At 39.0% G+C, this 18,718-nt stretch carries 9 protein-coding genes and 4 pseudogenes; 12 read left to right on the top strand and 1 reads right to left on the bottom strand.

Features of this window, described 5'->3' with window-relative positions; translation table 11 throughout:
• Positions 1-718 precede the first annotated feature (718 nt).
• From ACQ86H_RS19440 to ACQ86H_RS19385, 12 genes and pseudogenes are all read left to right on the top strand, one after another.
• Positions 719-2,810: pseudogene (locus ACQ86H_RS19440) on the top strand (nitrite reductase).
• A gap of 104 nt (positions 2,811-2,914) precedes the next feature.
• On the top strand, positions 2,915-3,691 hold the full coding sequence (gene cobA / locus ACQ86H_RS19435) for a uroporphyrinogen-III C-methyltransferase (protein ID WP_138822780.1): 777 nt from the start codon (positions 2,915-2,917) through the stop codon (positions 3,689-3,691).
• Entirely contained in the window at positions 3,675-4,337 is a 663-nt protein-coding gene (locus tag ACQ86H_RS19430) for a precorrin-2 dehydrogenase/sirohydrochlorin ferrochelatase family protein (protein WP_431292190.1), read from the top strand. Before cobA (ACQ86H_RS19435) ends, ACQ86H_RS19430 begins: the two co-directional genes overlap by 17 nt.
• Before the next feature lie 5 nt (positions 4,338-4,342).
• Complete coding sequence (locus ACQ86H_RS19425; RefSeq protein WP_431292189.1) at positions 4,343-5,185, top strand: sulfite exporter TauE/SafE family protein; 843 nt, start codon at positions 4,343-4,345, stop codon at positions 5,183-5,185.
• 2 nt (positions 5,186-5,187) lie between these two features.
• Positions 5,188-5,885 (top strand): annotated as a pseudogene (locus tag ACQ86H_RS19420) (phosphoadenylyl-sulfate reductase).
• Positions 5,886-6,064: 179 nt separating this feature from the next.
• Positions 6,065-6,970 carry a sulfate adenylyltransferase subunit CysD gene (gene cysD, locus ACQ86H_RS19415; protein WP_431292188.1) on the top strand — a complete coding sequence of 302 codons (906 nt, stop codon included), beginning with the start codon at positions 6,065-6,067 and terminating at the stop codon, positions 6,968-6,970.
• Positions 6,971-7,148: 178 nt separating this feature from the next.
• Positions 7,149-8,399, top strand: a complete 1,251-nt coding sequence (locus ACQ86H_RS19410) for a sulfate adenylyltransferase subunit 1 (RefSeq protein WP_431292187.1) — start codon at positions 7,149-7,151, stop codon at positions 8,397-8,399.
• A 518-nt stretch (positions 8,400-8,917) separates the two neighbouring features.
• Positions 8,918-9,283: a hypothetical protein gene (locus ACQ86H_RS19405; protein WP_431292186.1), complete on the top strand. Its 366-nt coding sequence runs from the start codon at positions 8,918-8,920 to the stop codon at positions 9,281-9,283.
• A gap of 321 nt (positions 9,284-9,604) precedes the next feature.
• Positions 9,605-10,408: a uroporphyrinogen-III C-methyltransferase gene (gene cobA, locus ACQ86H_RS19400; protein WP_431292185.1), complete on the top strand. Its 804-nt coding sequence runs from the start codon at positions 9,605-9,607 to the stop codon at positions 10,406-10,408.
• An 825-nt stretch (positions 10,409-11,233) separates the two neighbouring features.
• Positions 11,234-12,646 (top strand): glycogen synthase, encoded by a 1,413-nt coding sequence (locus tag ACQ86H_RS19395; RefSeq protein WP_431292184.1) that lies wholly within the window; start codon positions 11,234-11,236, stop codon positions 12,644-12,646.
• Between the two features lie 8 nt (positions 12,647-12,654).
• A pseudogene (locus ACQ86H_RS19390) lies at positions 12,655-13,922 on the top strand (glucose-1-phosphate adenylyltransferase).
• A gap of 566 nt (positions 13,923-14,488) precedes the next feature.
• Positions 14,489-16,272: pseudogene (locus ACQ86H_RS19385) on the top strand (glycoside hydrolase family 15 protein).
• Positions 16,273-16,493: 221 nt separating this feature from the next.
• Here ACQ86H_RS19385 and ACQ86H_RS19380 read toward each other — a convergent pair.
• Positions 16,494-18,683 (bottom strand): bifunctional alpha,alpha-trehalose-phosphate synthase (UDP-forming)/trehalose-phosphatase, encoded by a 2,190-nt coding sequence (locus ACQ86H_RS19380; protein ID WP_168202382.1) that lies wholly within the window; start codon positions 18,681-18,683, stop codon positions 16,494-16,496.
• Positions 18,684-18,718 lie beyond the last annotated feature (35 nt).

The following is an 18,718-nucleotide window of genomic DNA, read 5'->3' as shown; positions in this document are numbered from 1 at the left end:
CTGCAAAGCCTCGTTATTGCCCTCGTTTGTTACAAACGAGGACTATTTCAAGATATTAAGTTTACCACTTAGCTGTTCTAGTGTGACTTAGGTGGTCGATTATTTTGGAAAGCAGGGTTCTGTACGTTTCGGTTACGATAGTCCTGCTACCGCTGCAAGTCCTCGCTTGTTCCTCGCTGTGGGCTATCCGCTATATCAGGTTTAATCAGCAAAAACTTCCGAAGTTTCAAAGGAGTAGAGTGCAGGCAACTTCTGAAGTCTGGCTACTTTTTGCGATAATTTGCGTTAGGGATTGTAAGGGTTCAGTACCGATCCTTCATCGGTACCGTAGCGAAGCGCAGCCCTGCAAAAGCCCGACCCTTGCGTAGCTTGGGGAACGCCCAAATCAGTTGGCAGTTATCAATTTGCAGTTTTCAGTTACTCTTATTTAAGAATTTAATACCCAGATTTCTCACCTGATTAACTTCGGGACTGCGTTTTAGTCGAAATGACATTTCTTTAATGTAATTTTTTTCACAATAAATTACGACTATTCCTATATACTTTATATATTTGGCGTATGAACTTCAATTTTATACCTAACCAGTTAACCGCTAAGCAAATGATGTGCTGTTGTTGTAAAACGCATTAACAGGAGCCTACAGATAATTTTATGTGTAAAATATGGAATGCTTCTCGGTAACAGGGAGGCATTTTTTGAATAAAGCTAACAACATATATGCAAAGTTTCAGAACAGAACTCGAAAATCCGATCGTCGAGCAGGACATCATCGATTTAGAGAATAAGATTAAAGCTTTTAGAGATGGAACCATCCACGACGAAAAGTTTAGGAGCCTTCGTTTGGCCCGCGGTGTTTACGGACAAAGGCAGCCTGGCGTGCAGATGGTGCGTATTAAACTGCCGTTTGGTAAGGTAACTTTTAAGCAGTTATTACGTATTGCCGATATTGCTGATGAGTACGGAAGTGGCAATCTGCACTTAACCACGCGTCAGGATATTCAGATCCATTATGTGAGTTTAGATAGAACCCCCGAGCTTTGGGCCAAACTGGAGCAGGATGATATTACTTTGCGCGAAGCCTGCGGAAACACGGTGCGTAATGTAACCGCATCTCCAAATTCGGGCATCGATGCGGAAGAGCCTTTTGATGTTTCGCCTTATGCTCAAGCGGTATTTGCGTACTTTTTGCGTAACCCAATCTGTCAGGAAATGGGCCGTAAGATTAAAATTTCTTTTTCTTCCAGCGATAGGGATACCGCTTTCAGTTATATTCATGATTTAGGTTTTATTCCGAAGATTAACGAAAATGGCGAACGTGGATTTAAAGTATTATTTGCTGGTGGTTTAGGTGCACAGCCATTTTTGGCGAATGCCGTTCACGAATTTTTGCCTGAAGACCAACTGATTCCTTTTACCGAATCTGTTCTTCGCGTGTTCGACCGTTATGGCGAACGCAGTAACCGTAATAAAGCACGTTTAAAATACCTGGTTCAGAAATTAGGTTTAGAAGAGGTATTGCGTCTGGTTGCCGAAGAGCGTATTGCCAATAAAGTAAAAACTTTTAAAATAGATATTAATACGGTACCTCAGCCAACTTTGCCTCTAGAGCAGGAATACCCGTCAGTAGAAATATTAAACGAAGCCCATTACAAACACTGGTTAGCTACCAATGTAATAGAGCAGAAACAGGCCGGATTTTATGGTGTGTATGTGAAAGTTCAAGTGGGCGATATCAAAACAGATAAGGCAAGGGCTTTTGTTGATGCCATCAGGTTATATGTTGCTGATGAAATCAGGATTACCCAAAACCAGGGACTATTATTGAAGTTTGTACGTAAGGAAGCACTACCTTCATTATATGCGGCTTTAAATAAAATTGGTTTTACAACAGCGGGCTTTGATAGTTTGGCCGATATTACCACATGTCCGGGTACAGATACCTGTAACCTGGGTATTTCGAACTCAATGACATTAGCTGAAGTTTTGGAAGAGGTGATTTATACCGATTTCCCTGAGTTTATCTACGAGAAAAACATCAAGATCAAAATCAGTGGTTGTATGAATTCTTGCGGTCAGCACGGCTTGGCCGAAATCGGTTTCCACGGAAGCTCGGTAAAAGCTGAAGGAAAAGTGGTACCGGCAGTTCAGGTGATGTTAGGTGGCGGTACTGTTGGTAACGGCGTTGGCCGGGTGGCAGAACGAGTAATTAAAGTACCTTCTAAAAGAGCAACAAGTGTTTTACATTTCATTTTAAATGATTTTAAAAGCCAATAATTTGGAAGATGAAAATTTCCACCAATATTATGATAGAAAAGGGAAAGATCATTTTTATCAGCTGTTAAAACCTTTGGCTGATTTAACCAACCTGCAGACAGAAGAATTTGTAGACTGGGGACATGTTGAAGAATTTGTAACGGCCATTGGTGTTGGAGAATGTGCCGGTGTGGTGATTGATTTAGTGGCTACTTTATTATTAGAGGCCGACGAAAAATTTGGTTGGGCAAAGCAAAACTTAGATAAGGGTGCTTATGCCGACGCCATTTATCATACCTATAGCACTTTTGTAAGTGCAGCAAAGTCTTTATTGTTGGATAAAGGCGTAAACAGCAGTACCCAGGTTGGCGTGATCCGCGAATTTGATAACCACTATGTAGAAACCGGCGAATTTAACTTACCGACCAATTTCTCAGACCTGGTTTTACAGATCAATAAAAACGAACCAACGGCAGAATTTGCCCAAAAATATTTCGATGAAGCCAGTCAATTTTTAAATCAGATTAAGGAAAAAAGAGCGGTATTAGCGAAATAGAAGGAGTTAATAATTGAGTGATAGCATTAATGAATGATTACAAACACTCGCTGATAAAATATTCTCTCATTCAAACTTCAATCATTCAAAATTAAAATACAAAGATGAGCGATCAGAAATTAAATATAGAATCAAAAATTACCCTTTTAGGTGCAGGTCCTGGAGATCCGGATTTATTAACCTTAAAAGGGGTGAAGGCTTTGCAAACTGCTGATGTGGTATTGTACGATGCTTTAACCAACGAAGCTTTATTGGAGCATGCTCCGGCAGCCGCCATTAAAGTTTATGTAGGAAAACGTTCAGGTGAACATTCTTATCCGCAGGATACCATCAATAAACTGATGATTGATTATGCTTTAAATTACGGACATGTGGTACGTTTAAAGGGCGGCGATCCGTTTGTTTTTGGCAGGGGATATGAGGAACTGGATTATGCCGCATCTTACAGCATTCCGGTAAGTGTTATTCCGGGTATTTCGAGTTCTATCGGTGTACCAGGTTTGCAGCAGATTCCGGTTACGCACCGTGGCATGAGCGAAAGCTTTTGGGTAATCACCGGTACAACCACATCCGGAGAAGTTTCAGCAGATATTTACCAGGCAGCACAATCAAAAGCTACGGTATTGGTACTGATGGGACTTAAAAAATTACCTAAAATTGTAGAGATTTTTAAAGCGGCAGGCAAACATAATTTACCAACTGCTGTGGTGCAGAACGGATCGGCAGAGGATGAAAGATTGGTTGTTGGAGTAGTTGAAACCATAGAAAGTTTGGTTCAGCAAGAAAATATTAAAGCACCAGCTTTATTAATTTTTGGAGAAGTTGTATCATTACATCCATCATTTAAGAAATTAATTAAACAATATGCAAGTATTGCCTAACCAACCTGATAATGCAATACCTTTTTCGGAAGAAGAAAAAGGTAACCAGCTCTTTCCAGTTTTTGTGAAGCTGAACAAGCTGCGTACATTATTAATTGGAGCAGGCAATATTGGGCTGGAGAAGTTAACGGCGATTGTAAATAACAGCCATAGTGCTACCATTACTATTGTGGCAGAAACGGTATCGCCGGAGGTTTATGCACTTGTCGCAAATTACCCGCTCATAAAAGTTAAGCAGAAAAGTTTTGATATCGACGATTTAAACGATATTGATATCGTTTTTGCGGCAACCAATAACCATATTTTAAATGAAGAGATCAGAAAGGTAACGCACGAGCGTGGTCTGCTGATCAACGTGGCAGATAAGCCAGAACTATGCGATTTTTACTTAGGATCAATCGTTCAAAAAGGCGATTTAAAGATTGCCATTTCTACAAACGGTAAATCGCCAACCATTGCCAAACGTTTAAAGCAGATTTTAAATGAGGGTTTACCCGCAGAACTGGATGAAACCCTACAGAATATGAGCGCTTTGCGCCAAACTTTAAACGGCGATTTTTCGGCAAAAGTTAAAAAACTCAATAAGGTTACCCAAAGCTTGATCAATCCTAAAAAAGCTTCGCAGAGCGGAATATTAAATGGTTGATCTGGGTGGCATCAGTTTTATTGATAGGCGCAATCGGACTTTCGCTTTGGAATACCGAACCCGAATTTCAGACGTTTTTGATCAACATCGATCCATTGTTTTATTGGTTTTTAGGTGCTGGATTTTTATTCGCCTTAATTGATGGGGCAATCGGAATGTCTTATGGGGTAACAACAGCTTCCTTTTCACTAGCTATGGGTTTACCGCCTGCATCCGCAAGTATGGCCATCCATATTTCTGAGGTAATGAGTAATGGGATTGCAGGGTGGATGCATTACAGGATGGGGAATGTGAATTGGAAACTATTCAAAATTTTAATTCTTCCTGCCATAATCGGTGCAGTTTTAGGTGCCTATATCCTTTCCTCATTAGAACATTATAGTGCTTATGTTAAACCCATTGTGGCGGTTTACACCTTGTTTCTAGGGGGAGTTATTTTAATGAAAGCGTTTAATATCAAGCGTAAAAAAGCAGATCAAAAAATCAAAAAAATTGGACTATTGGGTTTTTTTGGTGGCTTTATCGATGCGGCTTTTGGCGGTGGATGGGGATCGATCGTTTTATCGAGTTTAATTGCGGGCGGCCGTCACCCTTTGTTCTCATTGGGTACGGTAAAAATCAGCCGTTTTTTTATTGCCACTTTAAGTTCGCTTACCTTTTTCACCATGTTGGGCGGCAAACACTGGGAAGCTGTTTTAGGCTTAATTATTGGTAGTGCAATCGCATCGCCAATTGCCGCAAAAGTATCGAACAAAATTTCTGCAAAAACCATTATGGTTGCTGTGGGGATTATTGTAATGATTGTGAGTTTGCGGAGTGTGATTATGTTTATTTTAAAATTAATTTAGTGATGGAGAACCTAGAAGATATAAAAGCAGCACTGGTAGGTTTGAATACAATTGATAAACTGAAATTTTTGGCAGATCAATATGCCGGCCGTATTATATTTTCAACCAGTTTTGGTTGGGAAGACCAGGCGATTACACATTTGATCTTTGCCAATAATATACCGATTAAGGTTTTTACCTTAGAAACCGGACGCTTGTTTCCAGAAACTTATTACGTTTGGAACCGTACCTTAAAAATTTATAACAAGCCGATTCATGCCTACTATCCGCAAAATGAGCTGTTGCAGGATATGGTGAATACCAAAGGCCCGAGCAGCTTTTACGAATCGGTAGAAAATAGAAAAGAATGCTGTTACATCCGTAAAATTGAACCATTAAAAAGAGCATTAAAAGGGAATGAAATCTGGATAACAGGCATCAGAGCTGATCAGAGTGCCAACCGTGAGGATATGCACGATTTAGAATGGGACGAAGGCAACCAGTTGGTTAAATTCCACCCAATATTCGATTGGACTTTAGAGGATGTGAAAGCATACATTAAAGAAAACAACATTGTTTACAATACGCTGCACGATAAAGGTTTTCCGAGTATAGGATGCGCCCCATGTACAAGAGCAGTACAGCCAGGCGAAGATTTTAGAGCCGGAAGATGGTGGTGGGAAGACCAGAGCAAAAAGAATGTGGCTTACACGCTACTTAAGGTATAAGGCTAAAAGATAGAAGGTTTATATTCCTTACTAATGGAACGTTGGAATATCCCAACATTCAAACCTTCCAAACATTTTAAACAACAATAACAACAACAACAAATATAACAAGTTGAGTAATTGAGCGATTTAACATTCAATCATTCAACATTCAATCATTCAACATTTGATAATGAGTACATATAATTTTGATTATTTAGATGAACTAGAGGCCGAGGCTATTCACATTTTGCGTGAAGTAGCAGGTCAGTTTGAAAAACCGGCCCTATTATTTTCGGGTGGAAAGGATTCAATTACTTTAGTTCGTTTGGCAGAAAAAGCTTTTCGTCCGGGGAAATTTCCTTTTCCTTTGGTACATATAGATACCGGCCATAATTTCGAAGAAACCATCACTTACCGTGACCAGATGGTAGCAAGAATTGGCGAAAAATTAATTATCGGTTCGGTGCAGGAATCTATCGATCAGGGTAAAGTAGTAGAGCAGACCGGTAAAAATGCCAGTAGAAATGCTTTGCAAACCGTAACCTTGCTTGATACCATTGCAAAATACCAGTTTGATGCCTGTATTGGTGGTGCCCGTAGGGATGAAGAAAAAGCAAGAGCAAAGGAACGTATTTTCTCTGTCCGTGACGAATTCGGTCAGTGGGATCCAAAACGCCAGCGTCCTGAACTTTGGAACATTTATAACGGTAAAATCCATAAAGGTGAAAATATCCGCGTATTCCCGATCAGTAACTGGACAGAATTAGATGTTTGGAACTATATCCGTAGAGAGAAAATCGATTTGCCAAGTATTTATTTCTCGCACGAACGTGATTGCATTACGCGTAATGGACAATTGATGGCTGCTTCTCCATTTTTAAATATGGATGATGAAGACATTGTTGAGCGCAAACAGGTTCGTTTTCGTACGGTAGGCGATATGTCCTGCACTGCCGCGGTAGAATCGGATGCCACTTTGATCGATGATATTATTTCAGAAATCAGTGCCTCTAAAATTTCAGAACGTGGCGCCCGTATGGACGATAAAGTTTCGGAAGCCGCAATGGAAGATAGAAAAAAGGGAGGGTATTTTTAAGAGAGGTTTGAGATGTGAGATTTGAGAACCTTGCGACCGTCTAACATCTCAAATCTATTATCTCAAATCAAAAATAAACATAATAAAATTTTTAAGAGCGATTTGAGCATTGTGATGTGAGATTTGAAAATCTTGCATCTGTCTAATATCTCATATCTATTATCTCATATCTAAAAAAATGAACATATTAAAATTTTTCACAGCAGGCAGCGTAGATGATGGTAAAAGTACCTTAATTGGCCGTTTGTTATATGATACAGATTCTATTTTGGCTGATCAGTTAGAAGCTTTACAGAGTTCGAACCGCAAAAATGACGATGGGTCAATAGATTTAGCCATTCTTACCGATGGTTTAAGGGCAGAGCGCGAGCAGGGCATCACCATTGATGTAGCTTACAAATACTTTCAGACAGAGAAACGTAAATTCATTATAGCTGATACCCCGGGACACATTCAGTATACCAGAAATATGGTTACAGGCGCGTCTACTGCTAATTTGGCTATTATTTTAATCGATGCCCGCAACGGCGTGGTAGAACAGACCATCCGCCACTCCTATATTGTTTCCTTATTAGGCATTAAACATGTAGTGGTTTGTATCAACAAAATGGATATGGTTGGCTATAACGAAACGGTTTACAGTTCAATCATTGAGAAATATAAAATCCTTGCTCAGCAATTAAAGCTTGCCGATGTAACCTATATTCCGGTAAGTGCATTAAAAGGTGATAACATCGTACAAAATTCCGGCAACATGGATTGGTACGAAGGAGAAAGTCTGTTACATTTCTTAGAGAAAGTAGATACCGATAATTTAGATAAATCGCAATTGGCGCGTATGCCCGTACAATGGGTGGTTCGTCCGCAAACAGAAGAACTGCATGATTACCGTGGTTATGCCGGGCGTGTATTGAGCGGAACCTTTAATTTAAATGATAAAGTTACTGTTCTTCCTTCAGGAGCCAGCTCTATTGTAGAGAAAATAGAATTTTTTGATGAGGCACTTGATGCTGCACATGCTGGTCAGTCGGTTATTATCCATTTAAAAGATGATGTGGATATCAGCCGTGGCGATACCATTGTAAATTCATCGGCTTTGCCACAGGAAACAAAACTGATTGAGGCTGATCTTTGCTGGATGGATACCCGTGCGCTAGATACTTCGATTATGTACAACATTCAGCACAACAGCAAAATCACTAAATGTAAAATCAGCGAAATTTTGCATAAGGTAGACATCAATACATTAGAGAAACATGCTGCAGATGAATTTAAATTAAACGATATTGGCCGTGTGATTGTGAAAACCGCAGATGCTTTAGCTTTTGATTTATACGACGATAACCGCGCAAATGGTTCTGCCATTTTGGTTGATACACGTACTAATTTAACTATTGGTGCATTGATGTTCAGGGCGGCAGTGGAGTAAAATGTAAAATGGAATAATGTAAGATGGATGATGAGGGAATAACCAATTTTCAATGATCAATTAGCAAGTGTATTAAGAGTTGGCCACGAGGCTTGGTGACACGGAAAATCTAAAGCGGTTTGTCATCCTGACCGTAGTAGAAGGATCTTTGAGTATGGAAAATGGAGGATGGAAAATAATCAGATTTGTATTTAACTCATTAATCCTAAAATCATACAATCCTGAAAATCCTAATATAGAACCACAACCAAATATAATAATGAAAGCTTTAGATTGTTCTAAAGTGAAAGCAATTTCAGTGGGGTGCCAGACGGTATCCCATTTTCGTTGCAAAGTTTTTTGTATATTTAGATTATGGAAAAGGTTAAAATTTTTCATCTCCTTATTACATTACAAAACTGAAGCCCTAATCCAAACCACATGAAAAAAAATCTTATATACCTCGTATTTGCTACTGTTCCTTATGTTTTTGCTTGTAACCAATCAGAAAAGAAGACTGATACTGCAAAAAGGATTCCGTGATCAATCAAACCTGTTATGCGGCTTTCTTCGAAAAAGACAGCGCGGCCATGATTGTGAAAACGATGGCATCTGGTAAAGTGACAGGATCCTTATTGGTAAAATATGCTGATAAACCTGAAAATAATGGTAAAATCGACGGCAAGTTTAATGGTGATACCTTATTGGTTGATTATCGCTTTAATACCGGTAAAGATTCCACCAAAGCTTTTACCAATCCATTGGCATTTTTAAAGAAAGATGGTAAACTCATTATGGGTTTTGCGCAGATTGAAACTACGCTGGGCAGGTCATACTTCGTTAAAGGCAAACCTATTAATTACGAAGCCGGTAAATTTACTTTTGCAGAAGTGAATTGTAAATAAAATCTAATTTGTCATCCTGAACGTAGTGAAGGATCTTTAAAGTCGAGATTTCCATAGCGAATTACCAAAATTTTGTCATTTCCAGCGGAGTGCAAAGCGGTCGAGAACCATGGAGTGCTCAGCGAAGCTAAATCTATCTAATAGATCTCTCCATTTCACTGCGTTCCAGTCGAGATGATGACGCTTTAATTGAGATTTTTTCCACTAATAATATGCTATAAGTGAGGCAATGAAATTATTTTGAAATAAATTACTACAATTCCCATAGACTTTATATATTTGTATTATTAACAAACGTATAACGAGCATAAACTTTCTGTTATGATTTTGAATAAGGTAGAAAAAAAGAACATTGAACCAAAAATTACTTTAATAGGTGCTGGTCCTGGCGACCCGGACTTATTTAGTTTAAAAGGTGTTAAGGCATTAAAAACAGCTGATGTTGTTTTGTATGATGCAAATGTGAACGAAGCCTTATTGTGTCATGCGTCAGATGGTATTCCGAAAGTTTACGTAGGCAAACGTTCTGATGATGAATCTTTTTCACAGGATGCAGTGAACAAGCTGATTATTGATTATGCTTTAAACTATGGTCATGTGGTACGTTTAAAAAGTGGCGATCCGTTTTTCTTTGCAAAAGGATATGAAGAAATTGATGCCGCAGAATCGTACAGTATTCCAACTGAGATTATTCCGGGCATTTCGAGCGCAACTGGTGCACCAAGTTTGCAGAAGATCCCGATGATTTATAAAGACCTGAGTGAAAGTTTCTGGGCAGTAACCGGAACAAATAGCAGAGGCGAAATATCAGAGGATTTATATATCGCTGCAAAAACGAAAGCTACAATTGTTGTTTTGAACGGAATTGAAAAAGTAAAAGAAATTGCAGCAATTTTCCAGGCAGAAAATAAAAACCTGTTGCCTGTAGCGGTAATCCAGAATGGATCTACCCCACAGGAAAAAATAGCAATAGGTATTGTAGATACTATTGCGGAGATTGTTGAGGATAAAAAATTGATGCGCCTGCGCTATTGGTTTTTGGAGATGTGGTTTCATTACACCCTCAATTTCAGCCAATCCGCGATTTTTACGAAATCATCGCCGAAGAGTACTAGATATTTTTAACCAAAAAAATATATTTGTTTTGTTGTTGAAAACCGCTTATGGATTTAAGCGGTTTTTTCGTTTTTTTATGCCCCGTAGATTAATATCATGTGGGGAATTACCCTGACTTGTTTCAGGGTCTACCTAGCAGGAAAGATGTTGTTTCTTTGCGTATATGTGCGCAATACCATTAATCGTTTGTTCCCGCAGATTTAAGATGATTACCGCAGAATAAATTTATGTTTTTGCATTTTGCAGAAACCAACTTTGTTTATAAGCCTGATTGAAACGTAAAGCCCACAGCATAGCGAGGACTTGTAGTGTAAAGCAGGGCTGCTAACTGCCACGAAGAACGAGACCTCTCACTTTCAAATAAGAGACCGTCTGTATATATCTGCAAAAAGCATGAAAGATGCTGAAATAAATTCAGCATGACGATATTGTTAGTAAAAAAATCTCCGTATATCTGTTCAATCAGCGGGGCATCATTAGCTGCTTTGTTCCCGTAGATTTAAGATGATCATCGCTGAAATTTATGTTTCCTACTTTTGACAGGAACCAACTCTGTTTATAAGCCTGATTGCAGTGCAAAGCCCGGATTCCGATTTTCCATCGGGAGAGGACCTGCAACGGAAAGCAGGGCTACATACCGCCACGAAGAACCGGACATTCACTTTCTATAAAAAAAACTTAAGTAAATTTATATGAATTGGATCTCCCCATTCCGATTTCCTCCAGTTGAGATGACGATTTTTCCTTTAATAATCAACTAAAAATATAATTTACATTATTTGCAAAGCTCAAAACAATTAGTAACTTACTTGGGTTATCTACACCAAATAGTTGATGGAAATTATACATATAAGCGCCGAGTGTTACCCTGTTGCAAAAGTTGGCGGTTTGGCCGATGTGGTAGGGGCTTTACCAAAATATCAGAATAAACTTGGCCATATAGCCAAAGTAGTTGTACCTGCTTATGATACCAAATTTATCCGCGAAAGCGAGTTCGAAGTAACTTACGATGCCTGGGCAAACTATGGCAATAATCACTTTCAGTACCGTATTTTAAAAGAAAAAACCAATAAACTAGGTTTCGATTTATACATTGTTCATATACAGGGTTTAACCGACCGCCCAAATATATATGGTTATAACGACGATACAGAAAGATTTGTGGCTTTCCAGATTGCCACGTTGGATTGGATTGTACAATGGGAGCACCGCCCGGATGTAATTCATTGTCACGATCACCATACCGGTTTAATTCCCTTTATGGTTTCAAATTGTGTAAAGTATAAGCCAATTAGTGGGGTGCCGACGGTTTTAACCATTCATAATGCGCAATATCAGGGACAGTTTGGATGGGAAAAACTTTATTATTTACCAGCATTCGATTTATGGAAGGGTGGTTTACTGGGCTGGGACGATGCCATTAACCCTTTAGCGTCGGCCATTAAATGTGCATGGAAAGTAACCACAGTATCGCCAAGTTACCTGGATGAGATGATGAGCAATGCCCGTGGCTTAGAAAGTTTGTTAAGGCAAGAACGTTGGAAATCGGTAGGCATCTTAAATGGAATTGATAGCGAGGTTTGGAATCCTGAAACTGACCCGATGCTGAGCAAAGGTTATAATTTAAAAACGGTTGAAACTGGTAAACTGGCAAACAAAACAGCACTCTGTGATGTTTTTCAATTAGACCCCTCTAAACCACTATTTACTTTTATTGGCAGGTTGGTTGATGAAAAAGGTGCTGATTTATTACCCGATATTTTTTATACGGCTTTACAACAGCATGCAGATAATATAAATATTCTGGTTTTGGGATCAGGTGAGAACTGGGTGGAAGGCCGGTTAAATCAATTGAAAGACATTTTTACTGGTAAATATAATGCATATATTGGGTATAATGAGCAGGTTTCTCATGAGATGTATGCCGGAGCAGATTTTCTGATTATGCCATCAAGAGTAGAGCCTTGTGGTTTAAATCAGCTCTATGCATTAAGATATGGAACTGTGCCTATTGTACGCCGGATTGGAGGATTGAAAGATACAGTAATTGATATTGGCAACAACGGTTTTGGGATTTGCCACGATCAAACAAGTATTTGGGATGTTACTCATGCTATTAACCGTGCTGTTGAATTATATCACAATAAAAAAGCTTTTAAAGCAGTTAGAAAAACGATGATGAAGATAGACCATTCGTGGGATAACGCAGCATTAAATTATATAGAATTATACCAAATATTAAAATAAGCTTAAACATGACTGACAAAGTTTTAGGCGTTATCCTTGGCGGTGGCCAGGGCTCTAGATTATCGCCACTAACACAAACACGTTCTAAACCGGCAGTTCCAATTGCTGGTAAATACCGATTGGTAGATATTCCGATTTCAAATTGCCTGAATTCTGGTATTCACAGAATGTTTGTGTTAACCCAGTTTAATTCAGCATCGCTAAACAAACACATTAAAAACACCTATCACTTTAGCCATTTTAGTACGGCCTTTGTTGATATTTTGGCAGCTGAACAAACTGTACAAAACTCAGGTTGGTTCCAGGGTACAGCAGATGCCGTTCGTCAGTGCATGCATCATATTGTTTCACACGAATTCGATTATATTTTAATTTTATCCGGAGATCAATTGTACCAGATGGACTTTAAAAGTATGATTGAAAAACACATCGAAGCCAATGCTGAAGTTACCATTGCTACTATTCCGGTAACGGCAAAAGATGCGACAGATTTTGGTATTTTAAAGGCCGACGATGAAAACATGATTACCTCTTTTATTGAAAAGCCTAAAACGGGTTTAGAGGACTGGGTTTCGGACACTGGAAAAGAAATGCAGGACGAGGGTCGTAATTTCTTAGCTTCGATGGGGATTTATGTCTTCAATCGCGAGTACCTGATTAATATATTAAATGAGAATGAAGAGGAAAAAGATTTTGGTAAAGAGATTTTGCCAAGAGCGATTTCTCAAAGCAGGGTTTTAAGCTATCAGTACGAAGGTTATTGGACTGATATTGGAAATATTTCATCTTTTTTGAGGCCAATTTAGGCTTGACAGATGAAATACCTAAATTTAATATGTTTGATAGTAACCATGCTATTTTTACCAGAGCAAGGATGTTACCACCATCAAAAATTTCTGGAACTACTTTAGATAAAACCATTATCGCAGAAGGCTGCATTATTCAGGCCAGCAGAGTGGAGCATGCCGTTTTAGGGATCAGGTCGAGAATTGGAAAGGATACGATAGTTACCAATGCCTATATTATGGGCAGCGATCGGTACCAAACGCTTGAAGAAATTCAGGAAGAAACTAATAAAGGTAATTCATTAATCGGTATCGGAGATCGCTGTCATATTAATAACGCTATTATTGATAAAAACTGTCGCATTGGAAATGATGTTAAGATTAATGGTGGCGACCATTTAGAAGACGGGGATTTTGAACTTTATGCTGTTAAAGATGGCATTGTTGTGATCAAGAAAGGCGCTGTTGTACCTAGTGGTACGGTAATTTAAGATAATTATAATTCATTAACTAGAAGCCAGTCGCGATTTTTTGTGACTGGTTTTTTTGTTACCCTGATTGTCATTCTGAAGTGGTTAAAAGGAGAGATTAGGATTAACTGCAAGCTGAAAATTGTGAACTGATTTGGGCGTTCCCAAGCTGCGCAAGGGGCGGGCTTTGCAGGGCTGCGCTTCGCTTCGGTACCGATGAAGACCTGTGAAACAAGCAAGTATACCGTAATTAAATAAAAAAACAGATGCTTAATCGGCACTGAACCCTTACAACCCCTAACGCAAGAGAGAAACCGTTTACAAATAGATTTATTCTTTGATGAACTTGGGCAGAACCTTTGTTAATAAACCTGATAAAGCGGAAAGCCCGGAACGAGGTACGAGTGAGGACTTGAAGCGATAGCAGGACTATTGGCCGACATTAACACAGAACCCTACATTTCCAAAAAGCAAACTCAATTTTCTTTCCAGACCTCGCAGGTTTTCAAAGCCTGCGAGGTCTTTTTTGTTTTCTACCCAACATTTTCCCCATCAGCTTGTTAGTAAATAAACAAAAAATATAGTCTATGGCCGAACAGCACCTTTATCAAACAGGAATTATAGGAAATTGCGCTTTCATTGCACACGTAAATAAAAATACTGATATCTCATGGCTCTGCTGGCCACGTTTCGATAGTCCGTTTGTTTTTGGGAGTTTATTGGACGAGAAAAAAGGAGGGGAGTTTTCTATTTTACCACAAGGTGAATTTACCTCTAACCAATATTACATCGAAAATACCAATGTTTTACGAACAGAAATCACAGCTGAAGATGGAAAATACCGCATTACCGATTTTGCGCCACGTTTTCGCCTGTACGATCGCTATTTTAAACCACTAATGTTGATCAGAAAGATCGAACCTCTGGAGGGTAATCCACGGATTACCATTAAATGCGAGCCGGTTTGTGACTACGGAAAAGGTAAAATGAAATCGAGCCGGGGGAGTAACCATATCGATTATCTGGGCTGTGATGAAAATATCCGTTTAAGCACCAATGTGTCGCTTACCTATATTATAGATGAAAAGGCATTTGTACTAAATGAGGCAAAATACCTTGTGATGACTTATGGACAAAACCTTGAAGCACCCGTAGTGAGTACGGCCGAAAATTTTCTTCGTGAAACTATTTCTTATTGGCGCTTATGGATTAAACATTCCTCTATTGCTGGTTTTTATCAACCTTTTGTCATCCGCTCGGCCTTGGTTTTAAAAATTCACCAATACGAAGATACTGGGGCAATTATTGCCGCCAGTACCACCAGTTTACCAGAATCGCCGGGCAGCACGCGAAATTGGGATTACCGCTATTGCTGGTTAAGAGATTCACATTATGTATTAACTTCACTCAACCATATCGGTCATTTTGAAGAAATGGAGAAGTATTTTAATTACCTTTCTGATATTTCTCACGCGGAAGATACACGCTACCAACCTTTATACGGTATTGCAGGAGAAAGGCAAATTACCGAACATACGCTAAGTCATTTAAAAGGCTACAAAGGCGAGCAACCCATAAGGATAGGAAACCAGGCTTACGAACATATTCAAAATGATATTTATGGACAGGTTTTAATTTCAATGTTGCCGCTTTATACCGATCACCGTTTTGTTTTTTCTGAACGCAGCGATTCGGTAAAGTGGATCGAAAGTGTACTTTCTAAAATTGAACGCACTATTGACGAAAAGGATGCCGGAATTTGGGAATTCAGGAATATTGCCAATGTACATTGTTACAGTAACTTATTTCAATGGGCAGGAGCGCAGGCGGCTTTAAAAATGGCTAAAACTATTGGTAATGAAGATTTTGAAAAGCGGGCAAAGATTTTAATCGACAAAGCTGAGGCACACATTGAAGCTTGTTATGATCCGGAAAGAAAAGTTTATACCAATGCCGTTGGAAGTCCGCATCTAGATGCGAGTACTTTACAATTGATCATGATGAATTATCTGGATCCGGCTTCTGATCGGGCAAAGGATCATTTAATTGCTCTGGAAAAAGAATTGAAAACAGAAGATGGTCTTTTTTACCGCTACCTGCATGCTGATGATTTCGGCAAACCAAAAACCACATTTTTAATCTGTGCTTTTTGGTATGTAGAGGCTTTAGCTTGCGTTGGACGTACCGATGAAGCAATAAAAGAATTTGAAAACATTATTAAGTATTGCAACCATCTGCTCTTATTTAGCGAAGATGTTGATGCTAAAACAGGGAGCCAGTGGGGAAATTTCCCCAAGCTTATAGCCATGTGGGTTTAATGAATGCGGCTTACCGTATTGCGATTAAACTGGATAGACCGATATTTTTGTAAGATCGTAGATTAAAAGCGCTGTGGAAACACAGGCCTTGCTTTTCCGATAAAAAAGTCGTCATCCCGACTGGAACGCAGTGGAATGGAGAGATCTATCTGGAAAGATTTCTCCATATAGATTTCCCGACTACGTTGCACTTTGGTAGAAATGATTATTTATTTCGTAAAAAAAGCTTTGACAACTTTGACACGCACAAGGCATATTAAGGTTGTCAAAGCTATTAATCCCGTCCTACAAACTCTTCCTTCACCAAACTCCAAAGCAGCTTTCTTACCTCTCTAAAATCATTTAGGTAGTACTTTGCTTCCGAAATGTTATTGCCAACTTTGATGGTAAAAGCATTATCTGGCAATACCCTAAAAATATCTTCATCAGTATGGTCATCGCCAAGCGCCAAAATAAAATCTGGTTTCTTATCGTAAAGCCAATTTAAGGCCGCTTTGCCTTTGTTAACCTCCATGTTTTTAAACTCAATTACCTTATTGCCCGGCATCAATTGTAAGCCTTTATCTGCAGCAAGTATCTTCATGTGGCTGATAATTTCATTGGCCCTTAAATCGCCTAATCCTTCTTCTGCTTTTCGGTAGTGCCAAACTAAGGAGTAGCTTTTTTCTTCAATAAACGATCCTGGAGTGCGGTCGGTATAAGTATCTAACAAGGTTTTTATTTCCTGTTTCCATTGATCGGTGAGTAGTGGCAGGCTGTTCCATTTATCTCCGTACGATTTTTGCCAGGCTCCATGCTCTGCAATCAGGTCTACCTTTAAATGTCCAAACCACTGTTCTAAAGTTTCATGTCTTCTTCCGCTGATAATTACCACTTTATTGGCGTTATCAATGGTCAGGTTTTCTATTAAATCATAAAGTTCATCATCTGGAGAGGCATCATCAATATTTCCGGTAAAATCTACCAGGGTACCATCATAATCCAAAAACAGTACCCGATCGGTTGTTTTGGCATATTTTGCAGCAATTACTTCATTAATGGTATTTACCGCATGTTTCGTTAGTAACGATTTTTGAGAATCTTTCACTTCGTTTAATCTTAAAATAAAATTGTTTACCCAATGTTTCACATTGAATTTTTCTACAATTGCCCGCATGGCTGTCATACGTTGCTGTTGCTCATCCAAGGGCATTTTTAATGCAGTTACAATGGCTTCCATAATGTCGCCAAGGTTGTTCGGATTAACTATTACGGCATCGGTTAATTCTTTAGAAGCACCGGCCATTTCGCTTAATATGAGCACGCCATCATTATTATTCCTGCTGGCAATGTATTCCTTGCTAACCAGGTTCATGCCATCACGCATAGGTGTAACCAAACAGATGTCGGCTGAGGCATAAAGTGCCGATAACACCTCAATAGGGAAAGAACGGTAAAAATAATTTACAGGAATCCAGTTAATAGAGCGGTAACGCGCATTTAAATTACCTACAAACTGATCAATCTGATCCCTTAGCTCACTATATTGTGGTACCGTATCGCGAGAGGGTACGACAATCATAAAAAGTTCTATTTTTCCTATATACTCCGGATGGACCTGAAGCAAAAGTTCTAAAGCCTTTAACCTTTCCAAAATACCTTTGCTATAATCCAGGCGGTCGATAGAAAGGATTACTTTCATCTCTTCTTTTCCGGTCCTGAAATAATCAATTTCTTTTTTTACCTTTTCGGTAGCAGTTAAGTCTGAAAATTTATCATAATCAATTCCCATAGGGAAAGCTTCTACCACAATCTGTCTTTCGTTACTATTAAGTACGTTTGATGATGAATTTACGGGGAGTAGGCGTGTTGCCGTGCTGATGAAATGGCGTACGTCATCAAAAGTATGGAAACCGATTAAATCAGCGCCTATAAGTCCATTTAAAAGTTCTTCCCGCCAGGGGATTAACCTGAATATTTCGTAAGAAGGAAAGGGGATATGTTGAAAAAAACCGATGGTAGCATTAGGGAGTTTTTCTCTTAAAATACCCGGTAGAAGGAGCAATTGGTAGTCTTGAATCCAGATTTTATCTCTTCTGCCCAATACCTGCATGGCACTTTTTGCAAATTTCTCATTAACAGATCGGTAACAATCCCAATAACTTTGTTCGTAATGTGCGTATGTAACCAGATAATGAAATACTGGCCACAATACTTCATTTGAAAAGCCTTCGTAATATAAATTGATTTCGTTTTGGGTGAGGAAAACCGGATAGAGGTTTAATGCAGCGAGTTTTTGTGTAACTTCTTCCTGACGTTCTTCTGGAACCTCTATTCCTGGCCATCCTATCCAGATGGAATTGCCTGATTTGTACACGTCGCCAAGGCCGGTAGCAAGACCGCCCTCGCTGGGAATAAACGTGTATTCGTCGTTCTCTTCGATGATTTTAACGGGTAGTCTGTTCGATATTATAACTGTCTTCATGCTTGTATTTGATGTATCTATATCTTTAAAAGCAT

Source organism: Pedobacter sp. P26, assembly GCF_050632135.1.
Lineage (GTDB): Bacteria > Bacteroidota > Bacteroidia > Sphingobacteriales > Sphingobacteriaceae > Pedobacter.
The sequence above is the reverse complement of the archived record's forward strand: the minus strand, read 5'-3'. Positions and strand labels throughout refer to the sequence as shown.

Bases quoted from the DNA above. Each gene is read 5' to 3' on its own strand.
- cobA (WP_431292185.1), top strand. From the start codon at position 9,605: ATGATTTTGAATAAGGTAGAAAAAAAGAACATTGAACCAAAAATTACT.
- cysD (WP_431292188.1), top strand. From the start codon at position 6,065: ATGAGTACATATAATTTTGATTATTTAGATGAACTAGAGGCCGAGGCT.
- ACQ86H_RS19410 (WP_431292187.1), top strand. From the start codon at position 7,149: ATGAACATATTAAAATTTTTCACAGCAGGCAGCGTAGATGATGGTAAA.
- ACQ86H_RS19395 (WP_431292184.1), top strand. From the start codon at position 11,234: ATGGAAATTATACATATAAGCGCCGAGTGTTACCCTGTTGCAAAAGTT.
- ACQ86H_RS19430 (WP_431292190.1), top strand. From the start codon at position 3,675: ATGCAAGTATTGCCTAACCAACCTGATAATGCAATACCTTTTTCGGAA.
- ACQ86H_RS19380 (WP_168202382.1), bottom strand. From the start codon at position 18,683: ATGAAGACAGTTATAATATCGAACAGACTACCCGTTAAAATCATCGAA.
- cobA (WP_138822780.1), top strand. From the start codon at position 2,915: ATGAGCGATCAGAAATTAAATATAGAATCAAAAATTACCCTTTTAGGT.